Source organism: Delftia sp. ASV31, assembly GCF_016428765.1.
In the GTDB taxonomy this organism is placed as follows: Bacteria; Pseudomonadota; Gammaproteobacteria; order Burkholderiales; family Burkholderiaceae_C; genus Comamonas; species Comamonas acidovorans.
In genome coordinates this window covers 1-23,194 of record NZ_JAELTK010000015.1, presented here as the reverse complement: position 1 = coordinate 23,194, position 23,194 = coordinate 1, and the positions used below count along the sequence as shown (strand labels likewise).

The following is a 23,194-nucleotide window of genomic DNA, read 5'->3' as shown; positions in this document are numbered from 1 at the left end:
CCATGTATTGACTGCCGATATGCCTGATACCGCCGCCTCCGAATCTTCCGCCCCCGCTCCCGTGTCCGGTGCAGCCCACATCGTGGGCATCGACCTGGGCACCAGCCACACCGTGGTGGCGCATGTGCCCGTGGGCGGCACGGCGGCCGACATCGCCTTGCTGCCCGTGGCGCAGCGCGTCTCGGCCAGCGAGGTCGCGGCCCAGGTGCTGCTGCCCTCGGCGCGCTACCAGGCGGCGCCCGGCGAACTGGGCGATGCCTGGCAGCAGCCCTGGACGGCACTGGGCGCCGATGCGCAAGCGCCCGCCGTCAACGGCCGCTGGGCGCGTGACCTGGGCGCGGCCGTGCCGTCGCGCCTGGTGGCCAGTGCCAAGAGCTGGTTGTCGCATGCGGGCGTGGACCGCACGGCGGCCATCCTGCCCTGGGGCGCGCCCGAAGAGGTGGCCCGGCTGTCTCCGCTGCAGGCCTCGGCCAGCTACCTGGACCATGTCCGGCAGGCCTGGGACCGCACGCACCCCGGCGCGCCGCTGCGGGACCAGCTGGTCGTGCTGACCGTGCCGGCCTCGTTCGACGAAGGCGCGCGCGCACTCACGCTGGAGGCCGCGCGGCTGGCCGGCTTGCCTGCGGTGCAATTGCTGGAGGAACCCAAGGCCGCCTTCCACGACTGGCTGGTGCTGCAGGGCGAGCACTTGGCGGCCGAGCTGGCGCATTGCCGCCTGGTGCTGGTGGTGGATGTGGGCGGCGGCACCACCGACCTGACCCTGATCCGCGTGCAGCCCGCTGAAGCTGGAGGCCTGCCCGTGCTGACACGCACGGCCGTGGGCGAGCACCTGATGCTGGGCGGCGACAACATGGACCTGGCGCTGGCCCATCGGCTGGAGCCGCAGTTCGCCCCGCCCGGCGAGCGCCTGCCCGCCGCACGCTTCGCCCAACTCGTGCAGCGCTGCCGCATGGCCAAGGAACAGTTGCTGGCCAGCGAGGCGCCCGAGTCCGTGGCCGTGACCCTGCTGGGCGGCGGATCGAAGCTGCTGGCGCAGACGCGCACGGCCACGCTGCGCCGCGACGAGGTGCGCGAGGCCGTGGTCGAAGGCTTCATGCCGCTGGCCGGCCTGCAGGATCTGCCCACCCGGCGCCAGGGCGCTTTGCGCGGCCTGGGGCTCCCATATCCTGCCGATGCGGCGATCACGCGGCACCTGGCGCAGTTCCTCGCGCAGCACGCGGCTGGGGAGTTGCCCGATGCCGTCTTGCTCAATGGCGGCGTCTTCCACGCCCATGCGCTGGCCCAGCGGCTGGTGGCGCAACTGCAGGCCTGGCGCGGCCAGCCGCTGCGCCTGCTGCACAACCCGCATCCCGACTGGGCCGTGGCACGCGGCGCAGCGGCGCATGGCCTGGCCATGCATGCCCAGAGCCGTCCGTCTGAGGATCTGCCGGAATCGGAAGATGCCCGGACTGTGCCCGCCCCGGTACCGCGCATCGGCGGCGGCTCGCCGCGCAGCTACTGGCTGGTCCTGCCCGAGAAGGCAGGTGCCGCACCACAGGGCATCTGCCTGCTGCCGCGCGGCACGGAAGAGGGCGTGCGCATCGTGCTCTCCGGCCGGCGCTTTGCGCTGCGCCTGGGCCAGGCCGTGCGCTTTTCCCTGGTGGCCAACAGCCTGGCGGCGGCGCCTGCGCAGGCCGGCCGCATCGCGGCGCTCGACGGCGAGGGCTGGGTCGAGCTGCCCGCCCTGTCCACCGTGCTGCCTGCGCCCGAGGGCCGGGACAAGGCCCAGGTCGAAGTGCAACTGCAGGCCTGCATGACCGAGGTCGGCACGCTGGAAGTGCGCTGCGTGGCCGTCGACGATGCGCAGCGCCAGTGGCTGCTGCCGTTCAGCGTGCGTGGTGCGCTGGCCGCAGATGCGCAGGACACCGGCGATCGTTCTGCCCGGCAGGGCCGGCTGGCCGACGCCGTGGCCCTGATCGAGCGCATCTTCGGCAGCCAGGCGCAGGAGGTGACGGCCAAGGAGGTCCGCCAGCTGCGCCAGTCGCTGGAGCGACGGCTGGGCCCGCGCGAGGACTGGGACCTGCCGCTGCTGCGCGCACTGTTCGACGCCTTGCTGGCCCGCGCCAGGCGCCGCCGCCGCACGGCCGAGCACGAGCGCGTCTGGCTGAACCTGGCAGGCTGGTGCCTGCGCCCCGGTGTGGGCGCCGAGCTGGACGGCTGGCGCATGCAGCAGGTCTGGCAACTGCATGGCCAGGGCCTGGGCCATGGCGGCGAGGCGGCCAACCGCACCGAATGGTGGGTGTTCTGGCGCCGCGTGGCCGCGGGCCTGGACGAGGCCCGGCAGATGGAGCTGCTGGAAGAGGTTGCAGGCCACATGCAAAAGGCGGTGCAGCAGTCCACGCAGCGCAGCCAGGGGAAAGCCGCCCATGGCAGCTACGACGACATGCTGCGCCTGCTCGCCGCCATGGAGGCCGTGCCCTGGCAGTACCGCCAGGAAATGGGCCAGTGGATGCTGCAGCGGCTGAAGCACCCTGGTGAATCCGTGCAGACCTGGTGGGCCATAGGCCGCCTGGCCGCGCGCATGCCGCTGGCCGCCAACGCCCACCGCGTGATGCCGCCCGAGGCTGCGCAGGAGTTCCTGGACGCCACCCTGGCCCAGGACTGGCGCCGCAATGAAACCGCCATGTTCGCCGCCGTGCAGATGGCCCGCATGACGGGCGACCGTGCGCTGGACCTGTCCGATGCCCAGCGCGCCCTGGTGCTGGAGCGGTTGCGCGGCGCCGGTGCACCGCAGCGCTGGATCGACCTGGTGGAACAGGTCCAGCAGATGGACGCCCAGGATGCGAAGCGCAGCTTTGGGGATAGCCTGCCGCCTGGGCTGGTGCTGGTGGGGTGAGGGCTGTTGCCCCAAGAAGAAGGCCCCGCAGTGCGGGGCCTTCTTCTTGGGGAGGCACTGCAGCAAGTGCAGTGCGCTGTGCTTACTGCGAGTTCCAGACGTAGTAGGCGACACCTTCGTACTTAAAAACGGGATAGCTGGCGATCACGAAATCACGTTCGGCCGCGTTGACGGTGTAGAAATGCGCGCCTGTCTGCAGGTTGAAGAAGCGGAACATGGGCACGGTGCCATTGCCGGCAGCCGTCTGTGCGTACCAGGACGTGCCTTCGCTCTTGAAGCTGGGGTAGGTTGCGAGCACGTAGTCACGTTCAGGCTGGCTGATGGTGAAGAAGTGTGCGCCGGAGGCCGTGTTGAAGAAACGGAAGACCGGGTCCAGGCCCTGCTGCGGCTGGGTGGACGCATAGAAGGCCACGTTTTCGTACTGGAAGGCCGGGTAGGTGGCCACCACATAGTCGCGCTCGGAGGCGCTGGCCGTATAGAAGTGAGCGCCGGTCTGGCGGTTGAAGAAGCGGTAGATGGCGGTGCGTGCCTGCCCTGTACCGGTCTCTCCCGTGCCCGTGCCAGCATCTGCCGCGAGCCATTTCTGGATACTGGGGAAGAGCAGGTCAAAGCGTCCATAGATCGAGTTGCCGCCCGTGCGCGAGCAGGTCTGGTCATCGCCTCCATAGAGTGTGCCGACCAGCAGGCCATTCAGGAACAGGCCAGAGCCGCTGCTGCCCGGCTGTGTCAGCCCCTGGTCCCAATTCACGCTGAGGTAGCCGCCATCGCGGTACCGGCAGGTCATGGTGGCATCGCTGGAGGGTTCGCAGGCCAAGGAGCGGTCATAGGTGCCGAAGCTGATCTTCTGCAGGTCGCCACGCGGGTGGTGTATGCCCACCACCTTGGCGCCACTGGTCAGGGCCTGGGTGGACCAGCCGGCAAAGACGGCGCCTGCAGGGGCGGCTTCGTTGAGCCGCAGCAAGCTGCCGTCATAGGTGGCTGTGGCGTACAGCAGGGTGGCGCCGTTGCGCAGCGTGCGCGAGGCCGACGACAGCGTGCGGCTGTTGCACGAGGGCGTGCGGTAGAACCACGAAGTCTCCAGCGTGGAGGCCACGGTCTGGGTGCTGATGCAATGGTTGGCCGTGATGAAGTAGGGCGTGCCGGAGCCTGCCTTGTCGTTGATCAGCGTGCCCGAGCACACATAGCCCTGGCCGTTCTGGACATAGAACATGCGCGCCACGGCGTTGCGCTGCGCGCTGTAGGCGTCATAGCAGGTGGAGTCCAGGTGGCATGACAGGGACTCGTTGAGCTGGGCCGAGAACACGTTCTCGCCCTCCAGCGGCAGCGACAGGTTCTCGTACACGTGCATGACCCGCGGAATGGCCAGTCGCAGCGCATCGGCGGGCGTGCCGGGCGGCAGGTCGATCTCCAGGGTGACCTCGTCACCGCCGCTGTCGGGCGTCCACCAGGTGCGGCCATCGGCGCTGGCATCGCCTGCGTCCTTGTTGGCCTGCAGCAGTTGGAGCACGCGCTGGCCCGAAATTTCATAGGCACCGGCGCGGTCGCCCTGCGCATAGATGCGCAGCAGGGCGCTGCCGGGCAACTGCTCGATTTCCACGCCCAGGCGAATGCCGTAGGCACCTTCGGAGCGCACGCTGACTGCGGCAATCAGCCCGCCGTCGGCCGAGGTCTGCCATTGCAGCTGCCCGCCCAGGGCCTGGGTGGTGGCGGTCTGGCTGCTGGGGCGCTGTGCGCCCACCTGCATGGCGCCGCCCACCGCGGCCGAGGCGGCTCGCACATCCTTCCAGGTGCCCAGTTCCACGCGCAGCGGCGTGGGGGTGACGGCTGCGGGGGAAGACATGCTGCGTGAAGCCAGGAACTCCCGAGGCGTATCCTGCGGCTGGACGCGCGAGTCCACGCTCATGCGAGGGATGAACTGAGGCGCATCTGTGGCGCCTTCCTGTCCCCATGCCAGCCCCAGGCTGCCTGCCAGGGCGAGCGCCAGCGCGACGCTGCGCAAACCCCTGCGCGCAGTGGTGTCGAAAAGATCGGTCATGGGCTCCCTCTCAACGGATTGGTGGATATTGCGAAACCCGGGCATTTTAGGTGTTGTGTGCGTGACAGCCCGGTGACGGCACCGCCGTCCTGCGCTTCCTAGAATGGTCGCTGCGCTGCAGCGGCAGCCGGGTGCGGACACTGCCAGGGCCGTGCCTGCCCCACACATCTGCCCCCTGTCATCTACCAAGGATCTGATCCAGCATGAGCCATTCCTACTCCGACACCCAACTCCTGATCGACGGCCAATGGCAGGACGCCGCCAGCGGCAGGAAGATTCCCGTGCGCAACCCGGCCAGCGGCGAAGTCATCGGCCATGTGGCCCATGCCGACGTGGCCGACCTGGACCGTGCGCTGGCCGCAGCGCAGCGCGGTTTCGAGGTCTGGCGCAATGTCTCGGCCCATGAGCGCGGCGCCGCCATGCGCCGTGCCGCCGCCCTGCTCAAGGAGCGCGCCGACGAGATCGCCGCGCTCTTGACGCAGGAGCAGGGCAAGCCCGTGGCCGAGGCCAAGGGCGAAATCCTGGCCGGCGTGGGCATCATCGAATGGTTCGCCGACGAGGCGCTGCGCGTGTACGGCCGCATCGTGCCCTCGCGCCGCCCCGAGGTGCAGCAGCTGGTGATCAAGGAGCCCGTGGGCCCCGTGGCCGCCTTCACGCCCTGGAACTTCCCCGTCAACCAGATCGTGCGCAAGATCGGCGCGGCGCTGGCCACGGGCTGCTCCTTCCTGTGCAAGGCGCCCGAGGAAACGCCGGCTGCGCCCGCAGCCCTGTTCAAGTGCTTTGTCGATGCCGGCGTGCCGGCCGGCGTGGTGGGCCTGGTGTTCGGTGATCCGGCCCAGATTTCCTCCTACCTGATTGCCCATCCCGTGATCCGCAAGGTCACGTTCACCGGCTCCACCGCAGTGGGCAAGCAGCTGGCGGCGCTGGCCGGCCAGCACATGAAGCGCTCGACCATGGAGCTGGGCGGCCACGCGCCGGTCATCGTGGCCGAGGATGCCGACGTGGCCCTGGCCGTGAAGGCCGCAGGCGCGTCCAAGTTCCGCAACGCGGGCCAGGTCTGCATCTCGCCCACGCGCTTTCTGGTGCACAACAGCGTGCGCGAGGAATTCACGCGCGCCATGGTCGCGCATGCCGAAGGCCTCAAGGTCGGCGATGGCCTGGCACAGGGCACGCAGATGGGCCCGCTGGCCAATCCGCGCCGCGTCACGGCGCTGTCCCATCTGATCGAGGATGCGCAAAAGCAGGGCGCCAAGCTGCTCACGGGCGGTGCCTCGCTGGGCGGCGCGGGCAACTTCTTCGCTCCCACGGTGCTGGGCGACGTGCCGCTGAGCGCCGAGATCTTCAACCAGGAGCCCTTCGGCCCCGTGGCCGCCATCCGCGGCTTTGACGATCTGGGCGAGGCCATTGCCGAGGCCAACCGCCTGTCCTACGGCCTGGCGGCCTATGCGTTCACGCGCTCCATCAAGACGGCACACCAGCTGGCCCAGCAGGTCGAGACCGGCATGCTGTGGATCAACCAGCCGGCCGTGGCCTCGGCCGAGATGCCGTTCGGCGGCGTCAAGGATTCGGGCTATGGCTCCGAGGGCGGCCCCGAGGCGCTGGAGGCCTATCTGGTCGCCAAGGCCGTGTCGATCGCGGCGGTGTAAGACAGGCATCTGCCCCATGGACAAGGCTGTCCCACTCGCGTGGGACGGCCTTTGTTTTCATGGGGCGGCAACGCCCGACGTGGCGACCCCTGGTATGCGGTAGACGACGAGCACGTACTTTGAAAGGCTCTGGCGCTCAACCTCCACGCCACCCAGCCCCTGGGCAATGCGCCGGCTGGCGGTATTGGGCTCGGCCACCGGATAGCGCAAGGACTGTGGCGCAAAGGTCGCTCGGGCCCATGCTGCCAGCGCGGCCACGGCTTCGCGGCCATAGCCCTGGCCATGCACGTCCTCGCGTATCCAGATGCCGAGTTCGGGCTCGGCGTCGCGCGCGCGGTGCAGGCCCAGCAGGCCGGTGAATCGGCCTGACGTGCGCTCGCGCAGCGTGAAGTTGAAGTCCGTGCCGGCTGCGATCTCCCGCAGCCATCCGCGCCAGACCGCCTCGAACTCGGCAGGCGTCGACGCCGGCTCGAAGGACAGGTAGCGCGTCAGCGTGGGCGTGATGCAGGCAAAGGCCTCATCGGCATCGGCGGCAGTGAAGGGGCGCAGCGCCAGGCGCTGTGAGGTGATGGTGGTGTCGCTCCACGACATGGATGCTTTCCTTGCAACAGGGGGACAGAGAGCGTGGGGCGCTGCCGGCCTGGGCAGGCCATTCTGGCATGGGTCCGTGCTTCAGCCGGCGTTGCGGAAGAAGGCTTCATGCTGCGCGATCTCATGCGCGGCATGGCGCAGCTGGCGGGCCTGATCGGGATGGCGTTCGGCCACGCGCTGCGCCAGCGCGCGCAAAAGCGGCGGGCACGGGCCGGGCGCCTGCTGCAGCCGCTGCAGGCGCAGCAGCGCGGCGCGCACGGCGCGGGCGGTGCCGTCGCCCAGGGCCGCTTCCCCGGACAGCTGATGCAGCGCCTGGATGGCGCGGCCCACATGCAGGGCGGCCAGGCCGCACTCCGCTGCCTGCGCACCCAGCTGCCCTCCGGCCTGCTCCGACATGCGCACCAGGCGCAGCAGCCGGTGGTACAGGCGGGCGCGCCAAATGCGGCCATCGCGCGCATGGCCGGGCGTGGCGGCCATGTCCTGCAGCTCGTGGACCATCATGGAGCGCAGGCTTTGCAGCCGGCCCTGCAGCGTGACCGGCAGGATGAAGCGGTAGGCCGCCCAGCCGGCCAGCGGCCCGGACACCACGGCCAGCCCCAGGGCCAGCGCATGGCCGAAGCTGGCCGTCTGCGGGTAGTGGGGCTGCAGCAGGAGCAGCAGCACCATGTTGCAGTCATAGCCCGAGAGCGCGGTGCGCTGGTGCGAGAACAGCAGTGCGCCCACGTAGACAAAGGGCAGCATCAGCCACACCAGGCCCGCCTGGCTGCCGGCGAACGGCCAGACCAGCCACTGACAGGCCAAGGCCACCAGCACGCCCATGGCCTGCCCCAGGGTCACATGGCGCATGGTGGCCGAAGGGTTCTCGAAGCCCGAGAACACGGTCAGCATGATGGACATGCCCAGCAGCATGTAGGCACCGCCGCTCCAGCCCGTCACCACCCACAGCAGGCCCACGATGGCGATGGCCGCGCTGGCACGCAGCATGGCGCGGCGCGCGCCCAGCCAGTCGCTGTGCAGCACCACGGGCCATTGGCGGGCGCGGTGGCCGGGCGGCAGGGCCACGTCATGGGTGGCGGCCAGGTGGGCCTGCAGGGCAAAGCCCATCGGGGCCAGCATGTCGGCTGCGCCGGGCCAGGCCACAGCGGCCTCGCGTGCGCGTACCAGGGCCGCCGCGGCCTCGTGCAATTGCACGCGGGTCTCCAGCGCCACGGCGGCTTCGCGCAGCGCCTGCGCGGCGGCCAGGGCCTGCGCCTCGCCAAAGGCAGCGGGCGGCTCCTGCGATGGTGCATCGCGCAGCCACAGCAGGGCCGAGATCTGGGCATTCATGAGCCGGCGCAGCGCGTGCACGGCCTCGCGCGAGCGCTGCGAACCGGCGGCGTGCGGGTCCAGCCCCTCCTCGATCACCGCCATGGCCAGCAGGCGGGCGGCGATCTCCTGCGAGCCCAGGGACGCACGGCCGCGCGCCTGCAGGCTGCCGGCCAGATCGCGCAGCAATTGCGCGAACAGCTGGCGCACCTCGGCATTGCCGGGAATGCCGCTGCCCTTGGGCGTGAACAGCCAGCCCACGAGCAGGGCTGCGAACACGCCGGTCAGCGCCGTGAACAGCCGGTCCCAGCCCAGGGCGAAGACCTGGTCGGGGTGGGCAAAGTCCAGCAGCGCGACCATGGCCGCCGAATAGCCGGACAGCATGGTGCCGTAGGCCACGAAGCTGCGCTGCAGATTGCCCACGCCCGCGCACAGGCCCAGCCACACGGCCAGGCCCAGCACCAGCCACAGCAGGTTTCCCTGGGCCAGCAGCACCAGGCCCACGCCCACGGCCGTGCCGGCCACGGTGCCTGCGACCCGGAAAAAGCTTTTTTCGAGCAGTTGCCCGCGCAGCGGCTGGGATGCGGCCCAGGTGGCCATGGCAGCCCACTGCGGATGCTCCAGCCCCAGCTGCCAGGCAGCCAGCAGAGCCAGGCAGGCTGCAAAGGCCGTGCGCAGATGCTGGCGCAGGCGCACGGGGTCGAAGCCCCAGCGGACAGAGGCCTGCAGCAGGCGGCCATAGGCATCGTGGAGGGCGCTCATGGCGCGCCTTCCGTGCGCAGCGCGGCCATGCGCGCCTGGATCTTGGCCATGCCGGCCAGCATGGCCTCGACCTCGGCATCGTCCAGGTCTTGCAGCATGGCCAGCTCGGCCTGCAGCATGGTGGCGCGCACGCGGTCCACGGCGCCGTTGCCTTCATCGGTCAGGAAGATGCGCTTGCTGCGCCGGTCGCCGGGGTCGGCGCGGCGTTCCACCCAGCCGTGGCCTTCCAGAATATCGAGCAGGCGCACCAGGCTGGAGCCGTCCAGCCCCACGCGCTCGGCCAGTTCCTTTTGCGTGACGCCGTCGCCCCAGGCGCGCAGGTGGATCAGCGGTGCCCAGGTGGCATCGGTCAGGCCGTCGGCCAGCAGTTGCTCCTCGACCTGGCGGCGCCACTGGCGTACCAGGGTGACCATAAGAAAGCCGAGACGGGCGCGGGGAGGGGCAGAGGCAAAGGACATGCCTCGATTATCTTTGCAATGCAATTAATTTGCATTGCAAATTAATTGTGTCTGCATTTGATTTAAGGGTATTCCCTTGTTCCGGGTGGGCGGTCGACGAGAAAGGCCCTGCAAGACGATGCTTTGCAGGGCCGGTCGATGGATGCGTACGGCTTCAGAGCAGGCCGGGCACCCAGCGGTTGAAGAGCAGGCCCGCCACCAGAAGCCATGCGAACAGCAAGGCGGCCAGCAGCAGGGGCTTCGTGCCTGCGGCACGCACGGCGCGGACATGAGTGGTCAGGCCCAGGGCCGCCATGGCCACGGCCAGCAGGGCGTTGTCCAGCTGCACGCCCACCTGCACCACGGCAGCAGGCAGCACACCCAGCGAGTTCACGCCGGCCATGGCGACGAAGCCCAGCGCGAACCAGGGAATGGTGATGCGGCGCGGCTGGCCGTCGCTCACCTGGCTGCTGCGGTTGCCGCGCGCCACGGCCATGGACAGCAGCAGCAGGAAGGGGGCCAGCATCATCACGCGCACCATCTTGGAGATCACGGCCACGTCGGCGGCTTCGGGGGCAATGGCTTCGCCGGCGGCCACGACCTGGGCCACCTCGTGCACGGTGGAGCCCACGTACAGGCCGTACTGCGCAGGCGACATGTCCAGCCAGCCGTGGGCAGCGTTCCAGTGGAACAGCGCGGGGTAGAGGAAGGTGCCCACGGTGCCGAAGACCACCACGGTGGCCACGGCCACGGCCACGTCTTCGGCGCGGCCCTTGATCACGGGTTCGGTGGCCAGCACGGCAGCGGCGCCGCAGATGGAGCTGCCCGCGCCGATCAGCACCGTGGTGCGCGCATCCAGCCCGAAGACGCGGCGGCCCAGCCACTGCGCCAGCAAGAAGGTGCTGCCCAGCACCAGGGCATCGACCACCACGCCGGCCATGCCCACATGGCCTATGTCCTGGAAGGTCAGCCGCAGGCCGTAGAGCACGATGCCCGCGCGCAGCAGGCGCTGCTTGGCCAGGCCCACGCCGGCATGGCAGCTGGGCGCCAGGCGCGGATAGACGGTGTTGCCGATGACCAGGCCGATGCAGATGGCCAGCGTCAGCGCGCTCAGGCCCGAGCCGGCCAGCAGCGGCTGGCGTGCGCCCCAGGTGGCGGCTGCGGCAATGGCGCCGGCCAGCAGCAGGCCGGGCGCAAGCTCGGTCAACTGGCGAAGCCAGCCAGGGTGGGAGGGGCGTGGGAGGGATGTGGTGTTCATGGTGCCTGCGCGCCGCGTCAGGAGCGCGGTGCATGGGAGGCACTTTAGATTTCTTGGCTATATTCGTATAACGAATAGTTTTTGTAGCACCAACCGGGGAAACAGGTTGATGCCTCGTCCAGACTGCACGCCATGCTGCACCTCACCCTGCGCCAACTTGAAATCTTCTGCGCCGTCGCCCAGGCGGGCTCCACCGTGGCCGCGGCCGACGCCGTGGCCTTGTCGCAGTCGGCCACCAGCGCCGCGCTGCAGCAGCTGGAGCAGGCCATGGGCGCCCAGCTGTTCGAGCGCGTGGGCCGGCGGCTGGCGCTCAACGACGCGGGGCGCGCCCTGCTGCCCGAGGCGCTGGCGCTGCTGGAGCAGGCCAGGGGCATAGAGCAGGCGTTTTCAGTGCGGGCCGCCAGCCTGCCCGTGCGTCTGCGCGTGGCAGCCAGCACCACCATAGGCACCTATGCGCTGCCGGCCGTGCTCGCGCACCTGGCGCGCAGCCATCCGCACCTGAGCGTGGACCTGCAGATCGCCAACACGCGCGAGGTGGGCCAGGCCGTGGAATCGCTGGACGTGGACCTGGGCCTGATCGAGGGTACCAGCCACTGGCCCGGGCTGGAGGTCGAGCCCTGGATGCGTGACGAACTCGTCATCGTGGCCGCAGCACAGGACCCGCTGGTGCAGGCCGCAGGCCAGCGCCCGCTGGGCGTGGCCGCCTTGCGCGGTGCGCGCTGGCTGCTGCGCGAGCCGGGCTCGGGCACGCGCGAGATGGTGGAGCATGCCTTGCTGCCGCATCTGCACCAGTTGCCGGCCGCCGCCACGCTGGGCAGTTCGGAGGCGATTGCGCGCTGCGTGGCCCAGGGCCTGGGCATCAGCTGCCTGTCGCGCGTGCTGGTGCAAGCCCTGGTCGCCTCGGGAGAGCTGGCCGTGCTGCCGACCACGCTGCCGCGCATGTGGCGGGATTTCTCGCTGGTGCAGCGGGCGGGCAAGCGCCGCTCGCCGGCGCTGGCGGCCTTTGTGCAGGCCTGCCGCCAACACGCCCAGGACTGAGGCGGGTTATTTGCCCAGCGGAATCGGCGTGCTGCGCGGCACGGGCACGGCGGTGACGCTGTTTTGCGGCGAGCCTTCGATCACGCGGTCCGAGTAGGTCATGTAGACCAGGGTGTTGCGCTGCGCATCGACCATGCGCACCACGCGCAGGCGCTTGAACAGCAGCGAGATGCGTTCGGTGAACACCTCGTCCTGCTGCTTGAGCGGCGCGGGGATCTGGATGGGGCCGGTCTGCACGCAGCTGATCGAGGCTTCGGCGCGGTCCTCGGCCAGGCCCAGGCCGCCCTTGATGCCGCCGGTCTTGGCGCGCGAGACGTAGCAGGTCACGCCCGCCACCTTGGGATCGTCATAGGCATCGACCACGATCTTGTGGTCCGGGCCTATGAACTTGAACACCGTGTCCACCGCGCCCACCTGCTCGGCGCGCGCACCGCAGGCGCCCAGCAGCAGCGTGGCCAGAGCGGCCGTGAGCAAGGCCCGGCCTCGCGGGAAATACTTCGCACTGGGTTCGATCATGGCATTGCGTATGAGAGTGGCGCGGCCCAACTCAGGGACACCGAGGAAGGGCCGCCCCGCCCCGAGGGTGTCGTCGGTGGCCCGTATGCCCCCCTCCCGCGAAGCGAGAGAGGGGGAAGGCGCAAAGCGCCTCAGGGGGTGTTTTCACCCGCCACATGGCGGCGCAGGTGTTCGAGGGCTTCCTCGACCTGATCCACCAGCACCAGGCACAGGTCGCCTGGGGTCAGCCGCGCCAGCGCATGGTCGATGGCGTTGAACTCACCCTGGATCTGGGTCACGTAGTCGGTGCGCGGTGCGCCTTGCAGGCCTTGCTGCAGCAGGGCCAGGACTTCACCGTCGGCGCGGCCGCGCTGGCAGGCATCCTGGTAGAGGATGACGTCGTCGAAGGCCTTGCCCAGGATCTGGGTCTGCTCGGTGATGTCCTGGTCGCGGCGGTCGCCCGCGCCGCTGATGACCACGCTGCGGCGCTGGGCCGGCATGGCGTCCACGGCCTGCACCAGGGCGCGGATGGCGTCTGGGTTGTGGCCGTAGTCGGCGATCAGTGTGGCACCACGGTAGTCCATGACGTTGAAGCGGCCCGGCGCGTTGTCGCTGTCGTTGACGAAGCCGGCCAGGCCACGGCGGATGGTCTGCCAGGGCATGCCCACGCCCCAGGCGGCGGCGATGGCGGCCATGACGTTCTCCACCTGGAAGCTGATGGTGCCGTTGCGCGTGATGGGGATCTCGCGCAGCGCAATGGTCTCGCGCCACGAGCTTTCGGCCGCGACGATGCTGTCGCCGTCCACGTAGACCACGCGGTTGCCCTGGGCACGGTGCGTGGCCATCACGGGGTGGTGGCGGTCGGCCGCGAAATAGATGACCTTGCCCGGCGAGGTGGAGGCCATGGCGGCGACCAGCGGATCGGCCGCATTGAGCACGGCATAGCCGTCGGTGGCCACGTTCTGCACGATGACGCGCTTGAGCACGGCCACGTCTTCCACCGTGGTGATGTAGTTCAGGCCCAGGTGGTCGCCCGCGCCCACGTTGGTGACCACGGCCACCTGGCAGCGGTCGAAGCCCAGGCCTTCGCGCAGGATGCCGCCGCGTGCGCATTCGAGTACGGCCGCATCGGTCTCGGGGTGGGCCAGGGCGTTGCGCGCGCTGCGCGGGCCCGAGCAGTCGCCGCTGTCGATCTGGCGGCCGTTGACGTAGACGCCGTCCGTGTTGGTCATGGCCGTGCGCCAGCCATGCGAGGTGAACAGGTGGGCGATCAGGCGCGTGGTCGTGGTCTTGCCATTGGTGCCGGTGACGGCCACCAGCGGGATGCGGCCGTCCTGGCCCGGCGCGAACAGCTCATCGACCATGGGCACGCCCACGTTGCGGGGCTTGCCGAAGGACGGCGCCAGGTGCATGCGCAGGCCCGGTGCGGCGTTGACTTCGACGATGCCGCCGTTTTGCTCTTCCAGCGGGCGCAGCATGGTCTCGCAGACCACGTCCACGCCGCAGATGTGCAGGCCGATGGTCTGGGCGGCCTCCACGGCGCGCGCGGCGATGTCGGGGTGCACGTCGTCCGTCACATCGGTGGCGCTGCCGCCGGTGGACAGGTTGGCGTTGTTGCGCAGCACCACGCGCTGGCCCTGGGCCGGCACGGATTCTGGCGTGAGGCCTTCGGTGGCGATGCGCGCGATGGCGATGTCGTCCAGGCGGATCTTGGTCAGCGCCGTGCCGTGGCCCGAGCCGCGGCGTGGGTCCTGGTTGACGATGTCCACCAGCTCGCGGATGGTGTGCTGGCCGTCGCCCAGCACCTGGGGCGGCTCGCGGCGCGCAGCGGCCACCAGCTGGCCGCCAACCACCAGCAGGCGGAAGTCATGGCCGGGCAGGAAGCGCTCGACCATGATGTCGTCGCCGAATTCCGAGGCGGTGGCGAAGGCGGCCTTGAGCTGCTCGTGCGTGGTGATGTTGACCACCACGCCCTTGCCCTGGTTGCCGTCCTGGGGCTTGACCACCACGGGCAGGCCCACTTCCTGGGCCACGAGCCAGGCTTCTTCCACATCCTTGACGGGGCGGCCCAGCGGCACGGGCACGCCGGCGGCGTGCAGCAGGCGCTTGGTCAGGTCCTTGTCCTGGGCGATGGACTCGGCCACGGCGCTGGTCTGGTCCAGCTCGGCGGCCTGGATGCGGCGCGCCTTGGAACCCCAGCCCAGCTGTACCAGCGAGCCCGAGGTCAGGCGGCGGATGGGAATGCCACGCGCCACGGCCGCATCGACGATGGAGCCGGTGGAGGGACCGATGCGCTCGTCCTCGTCGAGTTCGCGAAGCTGGGCCACCACCTTGTCGGCGTCGAAGGGCGTGTCGGCCAGGGCCGACTGCAGCAGCTCGCCGGCCTGTTCCATGGCCAGGCGGCCGACGGCCTCTTCGGTGTACTCCACCACCACCTGGTAGGTGCCGGTCTCCACGGTTTCATGCGTGCGGCTGAAGGTCACCGGGCAGCCGGCCTGGGCCTGCAGCGACAGGGCCGCGACTTCCAGCACCTGGGCCAGCGACAGGCGCTGGTCGGCGCCGTGCGGCTGCAGCGTGCCGATCTTGGGAAAGCGCGCGCGCAGCCGGTCCTCGAAGCCGGGCAGGGCCGAGTAGTCGCACTCGCCGGGCTCGCATTGCACGATGGCTTCGATGGCGGTGCTGCGGGTCCAGAGATTGGGGCCGCGCAGGGCTCGGATGCGGGTGATCTGCATAGTGTCTTCTTTCGGAGGGCAGGCCCGCGTCGCCGGGCCTGCCTGCATGTCATCGTGTGGTCGGGCTCAGGCGGCGGTGGCTGCGGCGGCCGGCGTGTAGTCGAAGGTCTTGATGCCGGCGACGATGAGGTCGGGGGCAATGTCCATGGACCACGCGGCGGCAATGGCGGCCAGCAGGGCCGGCGTGTCCGGGCGCAGGCCGCCGGGCAGGCTCAGTGCGTCCAGCGTGCCCAGCACGCGCTCGGCAGCGCCCGTGGCCAGGATCACCTGGTTGCCGCGCACGAAGACGGCGCGGCCTTCGCTCTCGGAACGGTGGGCCGCGACCACGGGGCTGTCTGCCTGCATCGAATAGAACAGCACCTCGCCGTCGCACAGGCGGGCCAGGTCGGCCACCTGCTCGATGTCGGCATTGAGGACGCCCGCGCCTTCGTCCAGCACCACGTCGATCTGGGTGCGCATCACGCGCGTCATCTGCGACTGCTCGTGCACGTCATGGTCGGGCAACTGCTCGAAGCCGTCCATGTCGGTGACCACGCCGACCAGGCAGCGGTCGTAGGCCAGGCCTTCCTCCAGGATGGAGCGGGCCGTGGTCTGGATGACGGCGGCCTGGGCCAGGCGGTTGGTCAGCAGGCGGTGGGCACCGGCCCAGTTGGCGGTGTTGGTCTTCTGGGTCTGGCGGTTGGACAGGAACATGCCCTCGCTGCTGGCCACGCCCGTGAGCTTGCCCGACAGCTGCAGCAGCCAGCCCACCAGGCGGGCCGTGAAACCGTTGTTGCGCGTGCCGGCAATGCCCACCAGGGGAATGCGGCCTGCGCCCGTGCCCTCTTCGGTGCGCGGGAACAGGTGGTCGGCGATGGCCATGCCCACGGGGCGCGGCGCGCCGCTGGTGGGCTTCAGGTGCATCAGCAGGCCGGGGCCGGCGTTGACTTCGAGGATGGCGCCGCCCTGCTCCTTCATGGGGCGCGAGACGTCCTGCAGGATCATGTCCATGCCCGCGATGTCCAGGCCCACGATCTTGGCGGCCAGCGTGGCCATGTAGGCCACTTCGGGATGGACCTCATCCGTGCAGTCGATGGCCATGTTGCCGTTGCGCTGCAACAGCACGCTGGTGCCCTGGGCGGGAATGGTGTCGGGCGTGACGTTCTGGCGCTTGAGCTCCAGCTTCACGGCCGGGGCTTCGAGGTTGATCCAGTCCAGCGGGTATTCCTGCTCGGGGCCGCGGCGCGGGTCCTGGTTGACCACGGCGACCAGCTCGCGCAGCGTGGACTTGCCGTTGCCGGCCACGCTCACGGTCTCGCCACGGCAGGCCGCCACGACCTTGCCGCCCACCACCAGGATGCGGTGCTCGGTGCCGTCGATGAAGCGCTCGACGATCACGTCCGAGCCTTCGGGCTGGGCCAGCGCGAAGGCGGCCTTGATGTCGGCCTCGTCGCGCAGGTCCAGCGTCACGCCACGCGCGTGGTTGCCGTCCGAGGGCTTGACGGTGACGGGAAAGCCGATGTCCTGCGCCACTTCCCAGGCTTCCTCGGGGCTGTGGACGATCTGGCCTTCGGGCACAGGCACGCCGCAGGCGGCCAGAAGGCGCTTGGTGAAGTCCTTGTCCTGGGCAATGCCTTCGGCAATGGCGCTGGTCTGGTCGCTCTCGGCGGTCCAGATGCGGCGCTGCGCGGCGCCATAGCCGAGCTGCACGAGGTTGCCGTCATTGAGTCGGATATGGGGAATGCGGCGCTCGCCTGCAGCATCGACGATGCAGCCCGTGCTCGGGCCCAGGTAGCGGTCGTTGATCTCGGTCTTGATGGCCTTGACGGCGGCCTTCAGGTCGAAGGGCTCGTCGTTGATGGCGGCCATGATCAGCCGGTGGCCGTAGGCCAGGGCCGTGCGCGCCACGGTTTCCTCGGGGCAGCGGAAGACCATGCGGTAGATGCCGCGCTGGGAAATCTCGCGCGTCTGGCCGAACTCGGCCGGCATGCCCGCCAGGTTCAGCAGCTCGATGATGATGTGCTCCAGCACATGGCCGCACCAGGTGCCGCCTTCCAGGCGCTGGATGAAGCCGCCGCGCTCGCCCACGCCGCAGTGGTGCTCGATCAGGTCGGGCAGCCAGGCCGTCAGGCGCTCGTTGAAACCGTCAAGCTTGTTCGAGGGATAGTCCTCCAGCTCACCAAGATCCAGCCAGACCTCCAGCACGGGACGGTAGGTCCAGACGCTGGGTCCACGCAGGTAGGTGGTGCGCAAGAGTTGGATGTCTTTGAATTTCGCCATGTCGATCAACGGGTAAGCGTGAGCGACGACCCGGGTACGGATCGCCGGAGAATGGGAGAGGATTGTGCGCTCAGAAAGCCCATGTGCAGTGCTGTCAGCCTAAACCAGGGTTGGCGCGTTGAGCAGGGTATGCCGTGCAAAGCGCGGGATATCCACCGGGGAGCTGCGGTTGCCCGCATGACACCAGGAGCCGCCAGGGGCGGGAAAAACAACTCAACATGCAAGAACACCATTCTGTGGACGTTTCGGCCTTCCTTGCCAGCCCCCGCGGGGCTGGGCTGCGAGCCAGGCTCGCTTCCAATGAAAACGTGCTGGCCCTCGTCCCGGTTGACCTGACCCTCGATATGCGCTTCGGCGAAGGCTGGGTTGTGCTGACCAACCAGCGCCTCCTCGCCTGTGATCCTGCAGATCAGCAGTGGAGTGAGTGGGCACTATCTGTTGACCAGAATCTGCGCACGCTGGACCACGGCGGCGTGGGCAACCTCGAACTGCACGGCCCTGCGGCGCGGCTGGCGCTGTGGCGCTTCACGCTGCGCCACCAGGCGGCCGTGCTGCGCCTGCTGCAGCAGTTCGACCATGAGCGCGAGCGCCTGGCACGCGGCGAGGACTTTGCCGAGCCCGAGGACGACGTGCCCCGCTGCCCGGCCTGCCAGGCCGAGCTGCCGCCCGAGGCCGACGAATGCCCGGCCTGCGCGCGCCAGCAGGGCCCGCAGACCTCCACCTGGGTGCTGCTGCGCCTGTGGCGCTTTGCCCATCCCTACCGGCACCAGCTGCTGCTGGGCTTTCTGCTGACCCTGGCCTCCACGGGAGCCACCCTGGTGGCGCCTTACCTGACGATTCCCATCGTGGACAAGATCCTGATCCCGTTCCAGAACGGGCAGCAGATCGACAGCAGCCTCGTGGTCTTCTACCTGAGCGGCCTGCTTGCGGCGGCGCTGGTGGCCTGGGGCCTGGGCTGGGCGCGCACCTTCGTGCTGGCCAAGGTCTCCGAGCGCATTGGCTCGGACTTGCGCACCACCACCTACAACCACCTGCTGACGCTGTCGCTGGACTACTACGGCAGCAAGCGCACGGGCGACCTGATGGCGCGCATCGGGGCGGAAACAGATCGCATCAATTTGTTTCTATCCTTGAATGCGCTGGATTTCGCCACCGACGTGCTGATGATCGTGATGACCTCGGTCATCCTGTTCTCCATCAATCCGTGGCTGGCCCTGGTCACCCTGGTGCCGCTGCCCTTCATCGCCTGGATGATCCATCTGGTGCGCGACCGCCTGCGCACGGGCTTCGAGAAGATCGACCGCGTCTGGTCCGAAGTGACCAATGTGCTGGCCGACACCATCCCCGGCATCCGCGTGGTCAAGGCCTTCGCCCAGGAAAAGCGCGAGGCCGACCGCTTCGCCCAGGCCAATCTGGTCAACCTGCAGGCCAACGACAAGGTCAACAAGACCTGGTCGCTGTTCACGCCCACGGTGACGCTGCTGACCGAGATCGGCCTGCTCGTGGTCTGGGGCTTCGGCATCTGGCTGGTGGCTGGCGGCCAGATCACGGTCGGTATCCTGACGGCCTTCATCGCCTACATCGGCCGCTTCTACAGCCGCCTGGACTCGATGAGCCGCATCGTCTCGGTCACGCAGAAGGCGGCGGCCGGCGCCAAGCGCATCTTCGACATCCTCGACCACGTGAGCAACGTGCCCGACCCGGTCAACCCGGTCAAGCTGCCGCGCGTGCAGGGCGCCATCACGCTGGACAACCTGACCTTCCGCTACGGCAGCCGCGCCGTGATCAAGAACCTGGATCTGCAGATTCGTCCGGGTGAAATGATCGGTCTGGTCGGCCACAGCGGCTCGGGCAAGAGCACCCTGGTCAACCTGATCAGCCGTTTCTATGACGTGAGCGAGGGCTCCATCCAGCTCGACGGCGTGGACATCCGCAGGCTCAAGGTGTCGGACTTCCGCAGCAACATCGGCCTGGTGCTGCAGGAGCCCTTCCTGTTCTTCGGCACCATTGCCGAGAACATCGCCTACGGCAAGCCCGATGCCACGCGCGAGGAAATCGTGGCGGCGGCCCGCGCTGCCCACGCCCATGAATTCATCCTGCGCCTGCCGCATGGCTACGACTCCCTGGTGGGCGAGCGCGGCCAGGGCCTGTCGGGCGGCGAGCGCCAGCGCATCTCCATTGCACGCGCACTGCTGATCGACCCGCGCATCCTGATCCTGGACGAGGCCACCTCGGCCGTGGACACCGAGACCGAGAAGGAAATCCAGAAGGCGCTGGACAACCTGGTGCAGGGCCGCACGACGATTGCCATTGCCCACCGCCTGTCCACGCTGCGCAAGGCCGACCGCCTCGTGGTCATGGACCGGGGCGAGATCGTGGAAGTGGGTCCGCACGACGAGCTGATGGAAAAGCAGGGCGCCTACTGGCGCCTGTACCAGGCCCAGGCGCGGCGCGCCGAAGAGGATGCCCAGGCCGCAGGCCTGACCCTGGCCGCAACCACCATCGAGGAATAAGCCATGTCCAACGCCCAACATTCCGCTGCCGGCGCCGATCTGAGCGGTGTGCGCATGGAGCGCAACGCCCATGGCCGCCTGGTACTGATCCTGGCCGACGGCACGCGCCACGAATCCGTGGTTCCCGTGCGCGCCTTTCCCATTGCCGCACCGCTGGAAGGCCTGTCCCTGGTCTCCGTCGATGGCAAGGAGGCGCTGTGGGTGGACCACATGGACCACCTGCCGGCGCAGGCCCGCACGCTGATCGAGGAAGACCTGGCCGTGCGCGAGTTCGTGCCCGTCATCCAGCGCATCCACAAGGTGTCCAGCTATTCCACGCCCAGCACCTGGGACCTGGAGACCGACCGGGGGCCCGTGCAGCTCGTGCTCAAGGCCGAGGAGGACATCCGGCGCCTGTCGGGCCGCACGCATCTGATGATCACCAGCCAGGACGGCGTGCAGTTCAGCGTGCCCGACAGCACGGCACTGGACCGCACCTCGCGCAAGCTGCTGGAGCGCTTCCTCTAGCGCCTGGTCGGGGTGAATAAGGGGTTTACCCTTGGTTTGAGGCGGGCCGAAGCGTCTTTCAAAAAAAGCGCTTCAGTTCTTTCAGCTTCTGTCGATGATGAGGCGACGGCGGGAAATTCCCGCCCACAGCACACATCCAGCAAGAGGGTCGAGCCATGCCAATTCCACCTGTTGACCGATCACCCATACCGTGGCGCCCACAAAGCGCCGATCTGTACTCCACCGGTGCGTCGGGCGCGGTGCCCGTGCGTCCTGTGAACGCCACCAACGCCGTCGAATCCACGGACCGCATCGGCGAGGGCCGGGTGGTGCGCGATCCTGAAAAGCCGTCCGTGGTGGACCAGGAAAACCGCGACTGGACGCTGGCCGAAGAGATCAAGCAGAAGGAAGAGGTCGAGGAGCCGCCCAAGGAGCCGATCTCCAAGCAGCTCATCGAGTTCATCCAGTCCATGTGGCGTGCCAGCGCCATGGCGGTGGAGCAGGCCCAGGAGGTCAGCAAGGCCGACGATGTGGCCCGCAACAAGATGCAGGTGCGTGACGAACCGTTGACCTATTCGGAACCCAAGGTCAAGCGTACCGGCGGTCTTTGAGTGTCAGGGGCGCGGCAAGAAGGCTCAGTCCTTTGAGCCTTCGCCTTCCTTCTTGTCCCTGGCAGCGGGTGCGGCTGCAGCATGCTCGGCTGCCGCACGCTCGGCGGCGGCCTTTGCCTCTTCGGCCTGCGCCTTGGCCTTTGCCTTGTCGCGTTCGGCGCGGTATTTGACGGCAAAGGCCTGCACTTCCGCATAGGAGACGTAGCCGTCCTTGTCGGTGTCGGCCTCGTCAAAGGCCGCCGACAGGCGCGGGAACAGCGCCACTTCGGCACGGCTGAGCTTGCCGTCCTTGTTGAAGTCCAGCATCTTGAATTCGCGCTGGGCCTTGATCTCCCCCTTGGTCAGCGGCGCCGGGCTGGCCGTTGCCTGCTCGGTGGCTGCGTTTTCTGCCGCCTGCGCGCGCGCGGCGGGCAGCATGAAGGCGCTGGTCAGCAGCACGACGACGGCGGCCTGCAGCAGCGGTGGCCGGCGCAGCAGGGCAGAGCGGTTCATGAGGGGAAAATGCATGGGCCTTATTTGGGCACGGAACCGGCATTTGCAAGCACGGCCGGCCCGCCCTTTGCAATTGTTTACTTCGGCGGATCGGCGTCCGGATTGGAGATGCCGCTGCTCACATGGCCTGCCGGCACGTGGCGCGCGGCCGAGTTGACGTGGCCGGTCTGGTCGTCGAAGAAGAAGTCCGGCTCGAACTCGCGCAGGAACGGGCCCTTTTCCAGGCCGCCGAGGAACATGGCCTCGTCCACCGCAATGCCCCATTCCAGCAGCGTGCGGATGGCGCGCTCGTGCGCCGGCGCGCTGCGCGCCGTCACCAGGGCCGTGCGAATGCGCATGGTCTGGGACGAGTCCGCCTGCTGCTGCAGCCGGTGAAGCGCCACCAGCAGCGGCTTGAACGGCCCTTCCGCCAGCGGCGTGGCAGCATGGGAGACCTCGTGGCGCAGAAAGGCCGGCAGCCCGCCTTGCTGGTAGACGCGTTCGGCCTCGTCGGAGAACAGCACGGCATCGCCGTCGAAGGCAATGCGCACCTCCTGCGGGTAGCGGTCGCCTGCGGGCGTGGAATCGACCATCACGCGCGCGGCAGGAAAGCCGATGGACAGCGCCCTGCGCACATCGACCTCGTTGGCCGAGAGAAACAGGTGGGCGCCCAGCGGCCGCAGGTAGGAAAACGGATCGCGCCCGCGCGTGAACACGCCGCGCTCTATGTGCATGTCGGCCGCCTTGGCCGAGGCGAAGACCCGCATGCCGCTGGCCGGGTCGTTGCGCGACAGCATCATCACCTCCACGCGCTGCACTTCGGGCGTATTGAAGGCCAGCAGCTTGCGCACCAGCGGGAAGGCGATGCCCGGGCGCGCGGGCTGGTGCACCAGGTCCAGCTGGCGGCGCATGTAGGCCTGCTCGTCACCGGCGTCGAACAGCCGGTTCTCCTCCTCGAAGTCGAACAGCGCCCGCGAGGAGATGGCGACGACCAGCTTGTCTTGCAGGGTCACGGACATGGCTTGGCGCTTTTCGCTATTTGACGAACTGGTTGAGCTGGATGATGGGCATGAGCACGGCCAGCACGATCAGGGCCACGACCATGCCCATGGCCACGATCAGCAGCGGCTCCAGGATGGTGGCCAGGTGCATGGCGCGGCGCTGCACCTCGGTGGACAGCTGGTTGGCCGCGCGCTGCAGCATCACGGGCAGCTGGCCGGTCTGCTCGCCCAGGCGGGCAAACATGGAGATCAGGCCCGGGAAGCGCTTTTTCTGCGCCAGGGCCGAGGCCAGCGGCGCGCCCTCGCGCACCAGGGCCAGCGCATCCATGGCATCGGCGCGCAGCGCGCGGTTGCCCAGCGTTTCGGCTGCGGCCTGCAAGGCCTTGAGAATGGGCACGCCTGCGCCCGCCAGCATGGCCAGCGTGCCGGCAAAGCGTGCCGCGTTGTAGTTGCGCGCCAGCCGGCCGATCAGCGGCAGGCGCAGCCACCAGGCGTCGAAGCGCTCGCGCAGCGCGGGGTTCTTCATGGACAGCCGGAATCCCACGGCGCCCAGCACCAGGGCGATCAGCGCGGCCCAGCCATAGCTGCGCACGAAGTCGCTGAGCGCCAGCATGGCCACGGTGAGCCAGGGCAGGGCGCGCTTGGTGCCGGCGAACACGCTGGCCACCTGGGGCACCAC

At 69.0% G+C, this 23,194-nt stretch carries 17 protein-coding genes; 6 read left to right on the top strand and 11 right to left on the bottom strand.

All coding sequences use genetic code 11. The features are described from left to right. The first annotated feature begins 19 nt into the window (after positions 1 to 19). Positions 20 to 2,875: an Hsp70 family protein gene (locus JHD82_RS07800; protein ID WP_199135897.1), complete on the top strand. Its 2,856-nt coding sequence runs from the start codon at positions 20 to 22 to the stop codon at positions 2,873 to 2,875. An 82-nt stretch (positions 2,876 to 2,957) separates the two neighbouring features. On the opposite strand, the gene JHD82_RS07795 is transcribed toward JHD82_RS07800, so the two are convergent. Then, positions 2,958 to 4,910 (bottom strand): trypsin-like serine protease, encoded by a 1,953-nt coding sequence (locus JHD82_RS07795; RefSeq protein WP_199135896.1) that lies wholly within the window; start codon positions 4,908 to 4,910, stop codon positions 2,958 to 2,960. Between the two features lie 203 nt (positions 4,911 to 5,113). Between JHD82_RS07795 and JHD82_RS07790 the strand changes: the two genes are divergently transcribed. After that, entirely contained in the window at positions 5,114 to 6,556 is a 1,443-nt protein-coding gene (locus tag JHD82_RS07790) for an NAD-dependent succinate-semialdehyde dehydrogenase (protein ID WP_071956841.1), read from the top strand. Between the two features lie 57 nt (positions 6,557 to 6,613). Here the strand turns inward: JHD82_RS07790 and JHD82_RS07785 are convergent, their stop codons facing one another. The 4 genes from JHD82_RS07785 to JHD82_RS07770 form a co-directional block, all read right to left on the bottom strand. Further along, entirely contained in the window at positions 6,614 to 7,147 is a 534-nt protein-coding gene (locus tag JHD82_RS07785) for a GNAT family N-acetyltransferase (protein ID WP_034397101.1), read from the bottom strand. 81 nt (positions 7,148 to 7,228) lie between these two features. Then, positions 7,229 to 9,214 (bottom strand): FUSC family protein, encoded by a 1,986-nt coding sequence (locus JHD82_RS07780; protein WP_199135895.1) that lies wholly within the window; start codon positions 9,212 to 9,214, stop codon positions 7,229 to 7,231. Then, entirely contained in the window at positions 9,211 to 9,672 is a 462-nt protein-coding gene (locus JHD82_RS07775) for a MarR family winged helix-turn-helix transcriptional regulator (protein WP_012207511.1), read from the bottom strand. Before JHD82_RS07775 ends, JHD82_RS07780 begins: the two co-directional genes overlap by 4 nt. Positions 9,673 to 9,826: 154 nt before the next feature. After that, positions 9,827 to 10,909, bottom strand: a complete 1,083-nt coding sequence (locus tag JHD82_RS07770; RefSeq protein WP_180318778.1) for a YeiH family protein — start codon at positions 10,907 to 10,909, stop codon at positions 9,827 to 9,829. Positions 10,910 to 11,041: 132 nt separating this feature from the next. Here JHD82_RS07770 and JHD82_RS07765 point away from each other — a divergent pair, with 132 nt between their 5' ends. Continuing rightward, positions 11,042 to 11,947: a LysR family transcriptional regulator gene (locus JHD82_RS07765; RefSeq protein WP_071956838.1), complete on the top strand. Its 906-nt coding sequence runs from the start codon at positions 11,042 to 11,044 to the stop codon at positions 11,945 to 11,947. A 6-nt stretch (positions 11,948 to 11,953) separates the two neighbouring features. On the opposite strand, the gene JHD82_RS07760 is transcribed toward JHD82_RS07765, so the two are convergent. The 3 genes from JHD82_RS07760 to cphA (JHD82_RS07750) all read right to left on the bottom strand — a co-directional run bounded on the left by JHD82_RS07760 (position 11,954) and on the right by cphA (JHD82_RS07750) (position 17,433). After that, on the bottom strand, positions 11,954 to 12,463 hold the full coding sequence (locus tag JHD82_RS07760; RefSeq protein ID WP_233174661.1) for a CreA family protein: 510 nt from the start codon (positions 12,461 to 12,463) through the stop codon (positions 11,954 to 11,956). A 131-nt stretch (positions 12,464 to 12,594) separates the two neighbouring features. Continuing rightward, a complete protein-coding gene (gene cphA, locus JHD82_RS07755) occupies positions 12,595 to 15,174 on the bottom strand; it encodes a cyanophycin synthetase (protein ID WP_043782910.1) in 2,580 nt (859 codons plus the stop codon). 66 nt (positions 15,175 to 15,240) lie between these two features. Next, positions 15,241 to 17,433: a cyanophycin synthetase gene (gene cphA, locus JHD82_RS07750; protein ID WP_012207506.1), complete on the bottom strand. Its 2,193-nt coding sequence runs from the start codon at positions 17,431 to 17,433 to the stop codon at positions 15,241 to 15,243. A gap of 218 nt (positions 17,434 to 17,651) precedes the next feature. Here cphA (JHD82_RS07750) and JHD82_RS07745 point away from each other — a divergent pair, with 218 nt between their 5' ends. The 3 genes from JHD82_RS07745 to JHD82_RS07735 all read left to right on the top strand — a co-directional run bounded on the left by JHD82_RS07745 (position 17,652) and on the right by JHD82_RS07735 (position 21,043). Further along, positions 17,652 to 19,946, top strand: coding sequence for an ABC transporter transmembrane domain-containing protein (locus tag JHD82_RS07745; RefSeq protein ID WP_199135894.1), 2,295 nt, complete (start codon positions 17,652 to 17,654; stop codon positions 19,944 to 19,946). Between the two features lie 3 nt (positions 19,947 to 19,949). Then, positions 19,950 to 20,453, top strand: coding sequence for a DUF1854 domain-containing protein (locus tag JHD82_RS07740; protein ID WP_012207504.1), 504 nt, complete (start codon positions 19,950 to 19,952; stop codon positions 20,451 to 20,453). A gap of 155 nt (positions 20,454 to 20,608) precedes the next feature. Continuing rightward, the gene (locus tag JHD82_RS07735; protein WP_012207503.1) at positions 20,609 to 21,043 is read left to right on the top strand and encodes a hypothetical protein; all 435 of its coding nucleotides are present in this window, start codon (positions 20,609 to 20,611) and stop codon (positions 21,041 to 21,043) included. Positions 21,044 to 21,067: 24 nt separating this feature from the next. On the opposite strand, the gene JHD82_RS07730 is transcribed toward JHD82_RS07735, so the two are convergent. From JHD82_RS07730 to JHD82_RS07720, 3 genes are all read right to left on the bottom strand, one after another. Then, positions 21,068 to 21,550, bottom strand: a complete 483-nt coding sequence (locus JHD82_RS07730; RefSeq protein WP_199135893.1) for an EF-hand domain-containing protein — start codon at positions 21,548 to 21,550, stop codon at positions 21,068 to 21,070. Between the two features lie 62 nt (positions 21,551 to 21,612). Next, positions 21,613 to 22,533 (bottom strand): 5'-nucleotidase, encoded by a 921-nt coding sequence (locus tag JHD82_RS07725; protein ID WP_043822074.1) that lies wholly within the window; start codon positions 22,531 to 22,533, stop codon positions 21,613 to 21,615. Positions 22,534 to 22,549: 16 nt separating this feature from the next. Next, on the bottom strand, positions 22,550 to 23,194 hold a 645-nt coding region (locus JHD82_RS07720; protein WP_199135892.1), incomplete at its 5' end, for a type II secretion system F family protein.

What these genes read in the sequence shown, in the direction of transcription:
- JHD82_RS07770 (WP_180318778.1), bottom strand. Translation starts at nt 10,909, where the DNA reads ATGAACACCACATCCCTCCCACGCCCCTCCCACCCTGGCTGGCTTCGC.
- JHD82_RS07725 (WP_043822074.1), bottom strand. Translation starts at nt 22,533, where the DNA reads ATGTCCGTGACCCTGCAAGACAAGCTGGTCGTCGCCATCTCCTCGCGG.
- cphA (WP_043782910.1), bottom strand. Translation starts at nt 15,174, where the DNA reads ATGCAGATCACCCGCATCCGAGCCCTGCGCGGCCCCAATCTCTGGACC.
- JHD82_RS07730 (WP_199135893.1), bottom strand. Translation starts at nt 21,550, where the DNA reads ATGCATTTTCCCCTCATGAACCGCTCTGCCCTGCTGCGCCGGCCACCG.
- JHD82_RS07785 (WP_034397101.1), bottom strand. Translation starts at nt 7,147, where the DNA reads ATGTCGTGGAGCGACACCACCATCACCTCACAGCGCCTGGCGCTGCGC.
- JHD82_RS07790 (WP_071956841.1), top strand. Translation starts at nt 5,114, where the DNA reads ATGAGCCATTCCTACTCCGACACCCAACTCCTGATCGACGGCCAATGG.
- JHD82_RS07740 (WP_012207504.1), top strand. Translation starts at nt 19,950, where the DNA reads ATGTCCAACGCCCAACATTCCGCTGCCGGCGCCGATCTGAGCGGTGTG.
- JHD82_RS07735 (WP_012207503.1), top strand. Translation starts at nt 20,609, where the DNA reads ATGCCAATTCCACCTGTTGACCGATCACCCATACCGTGGCGCCCACAA.
- cphA (WP_012207506.1), bottom strand. Translation starts at nt 17,433, where the DNA reads ATGGCGAAATTCAAAGACATCCAACTCTTGCGCACCACCTACCTGCGT.
- JHD82_RS07800 (WP_199135897.1), top strand. Translation starts at nt 20, where the DNA reads ATGCCTGATACCGCCGCCTCCGAATCTTCCGCCCCCGCTCCCGTGTCC.
- JHD82_RS07795 (WP_199135896.1), bottom strand. Translation starts at nt 4,910, where the DNA reads ATGACCGATCTTTTCGACACCACTGCGCGCAGGGGTTTGCGCAGCGTC.
- JHD82_RS07745 (WP_199135894.1), top strand. Translation starts at nt 17,652, where the DNA reads ATGCAAGAACACCATTCTGTGGACGTTTCGGCCTTCCTTGCCAGCCCC.
- JHD82_RS07780 (WP_199135895.1), bottom strand. Translation starts at nt 9,214, where the DNA reads ATGAGCGCCCTCCACGATGCCTATGGCCGCCTGCTGCAGGCCTCTGTC.
- JHD82_RS07775 (WP_012207511.1), bottom strand. Translation starts at nt 9,672, where the DNA reads ATGTCCTTTGCCTCTGCCCCTCCCCGCGCCCGTCTCGGCTTTCTTATG.
- JHD82_RS07760 (WP_233174661.1), bottom strand. Translation starts at nt 12,463, where the DNA reads ATGATCGAACCCAGTGCGAAGTATTTCCCGCGAGGCCGGGCCTTGCTC.
- JHD82_RS07765 (WP_071956838.1), top strand. Translation starts at nt 11,042, where the DNA reads ATGCTGCACCTCACCCTGCGCCAACTTGAAATCTTCTGCGCCGTCGCC.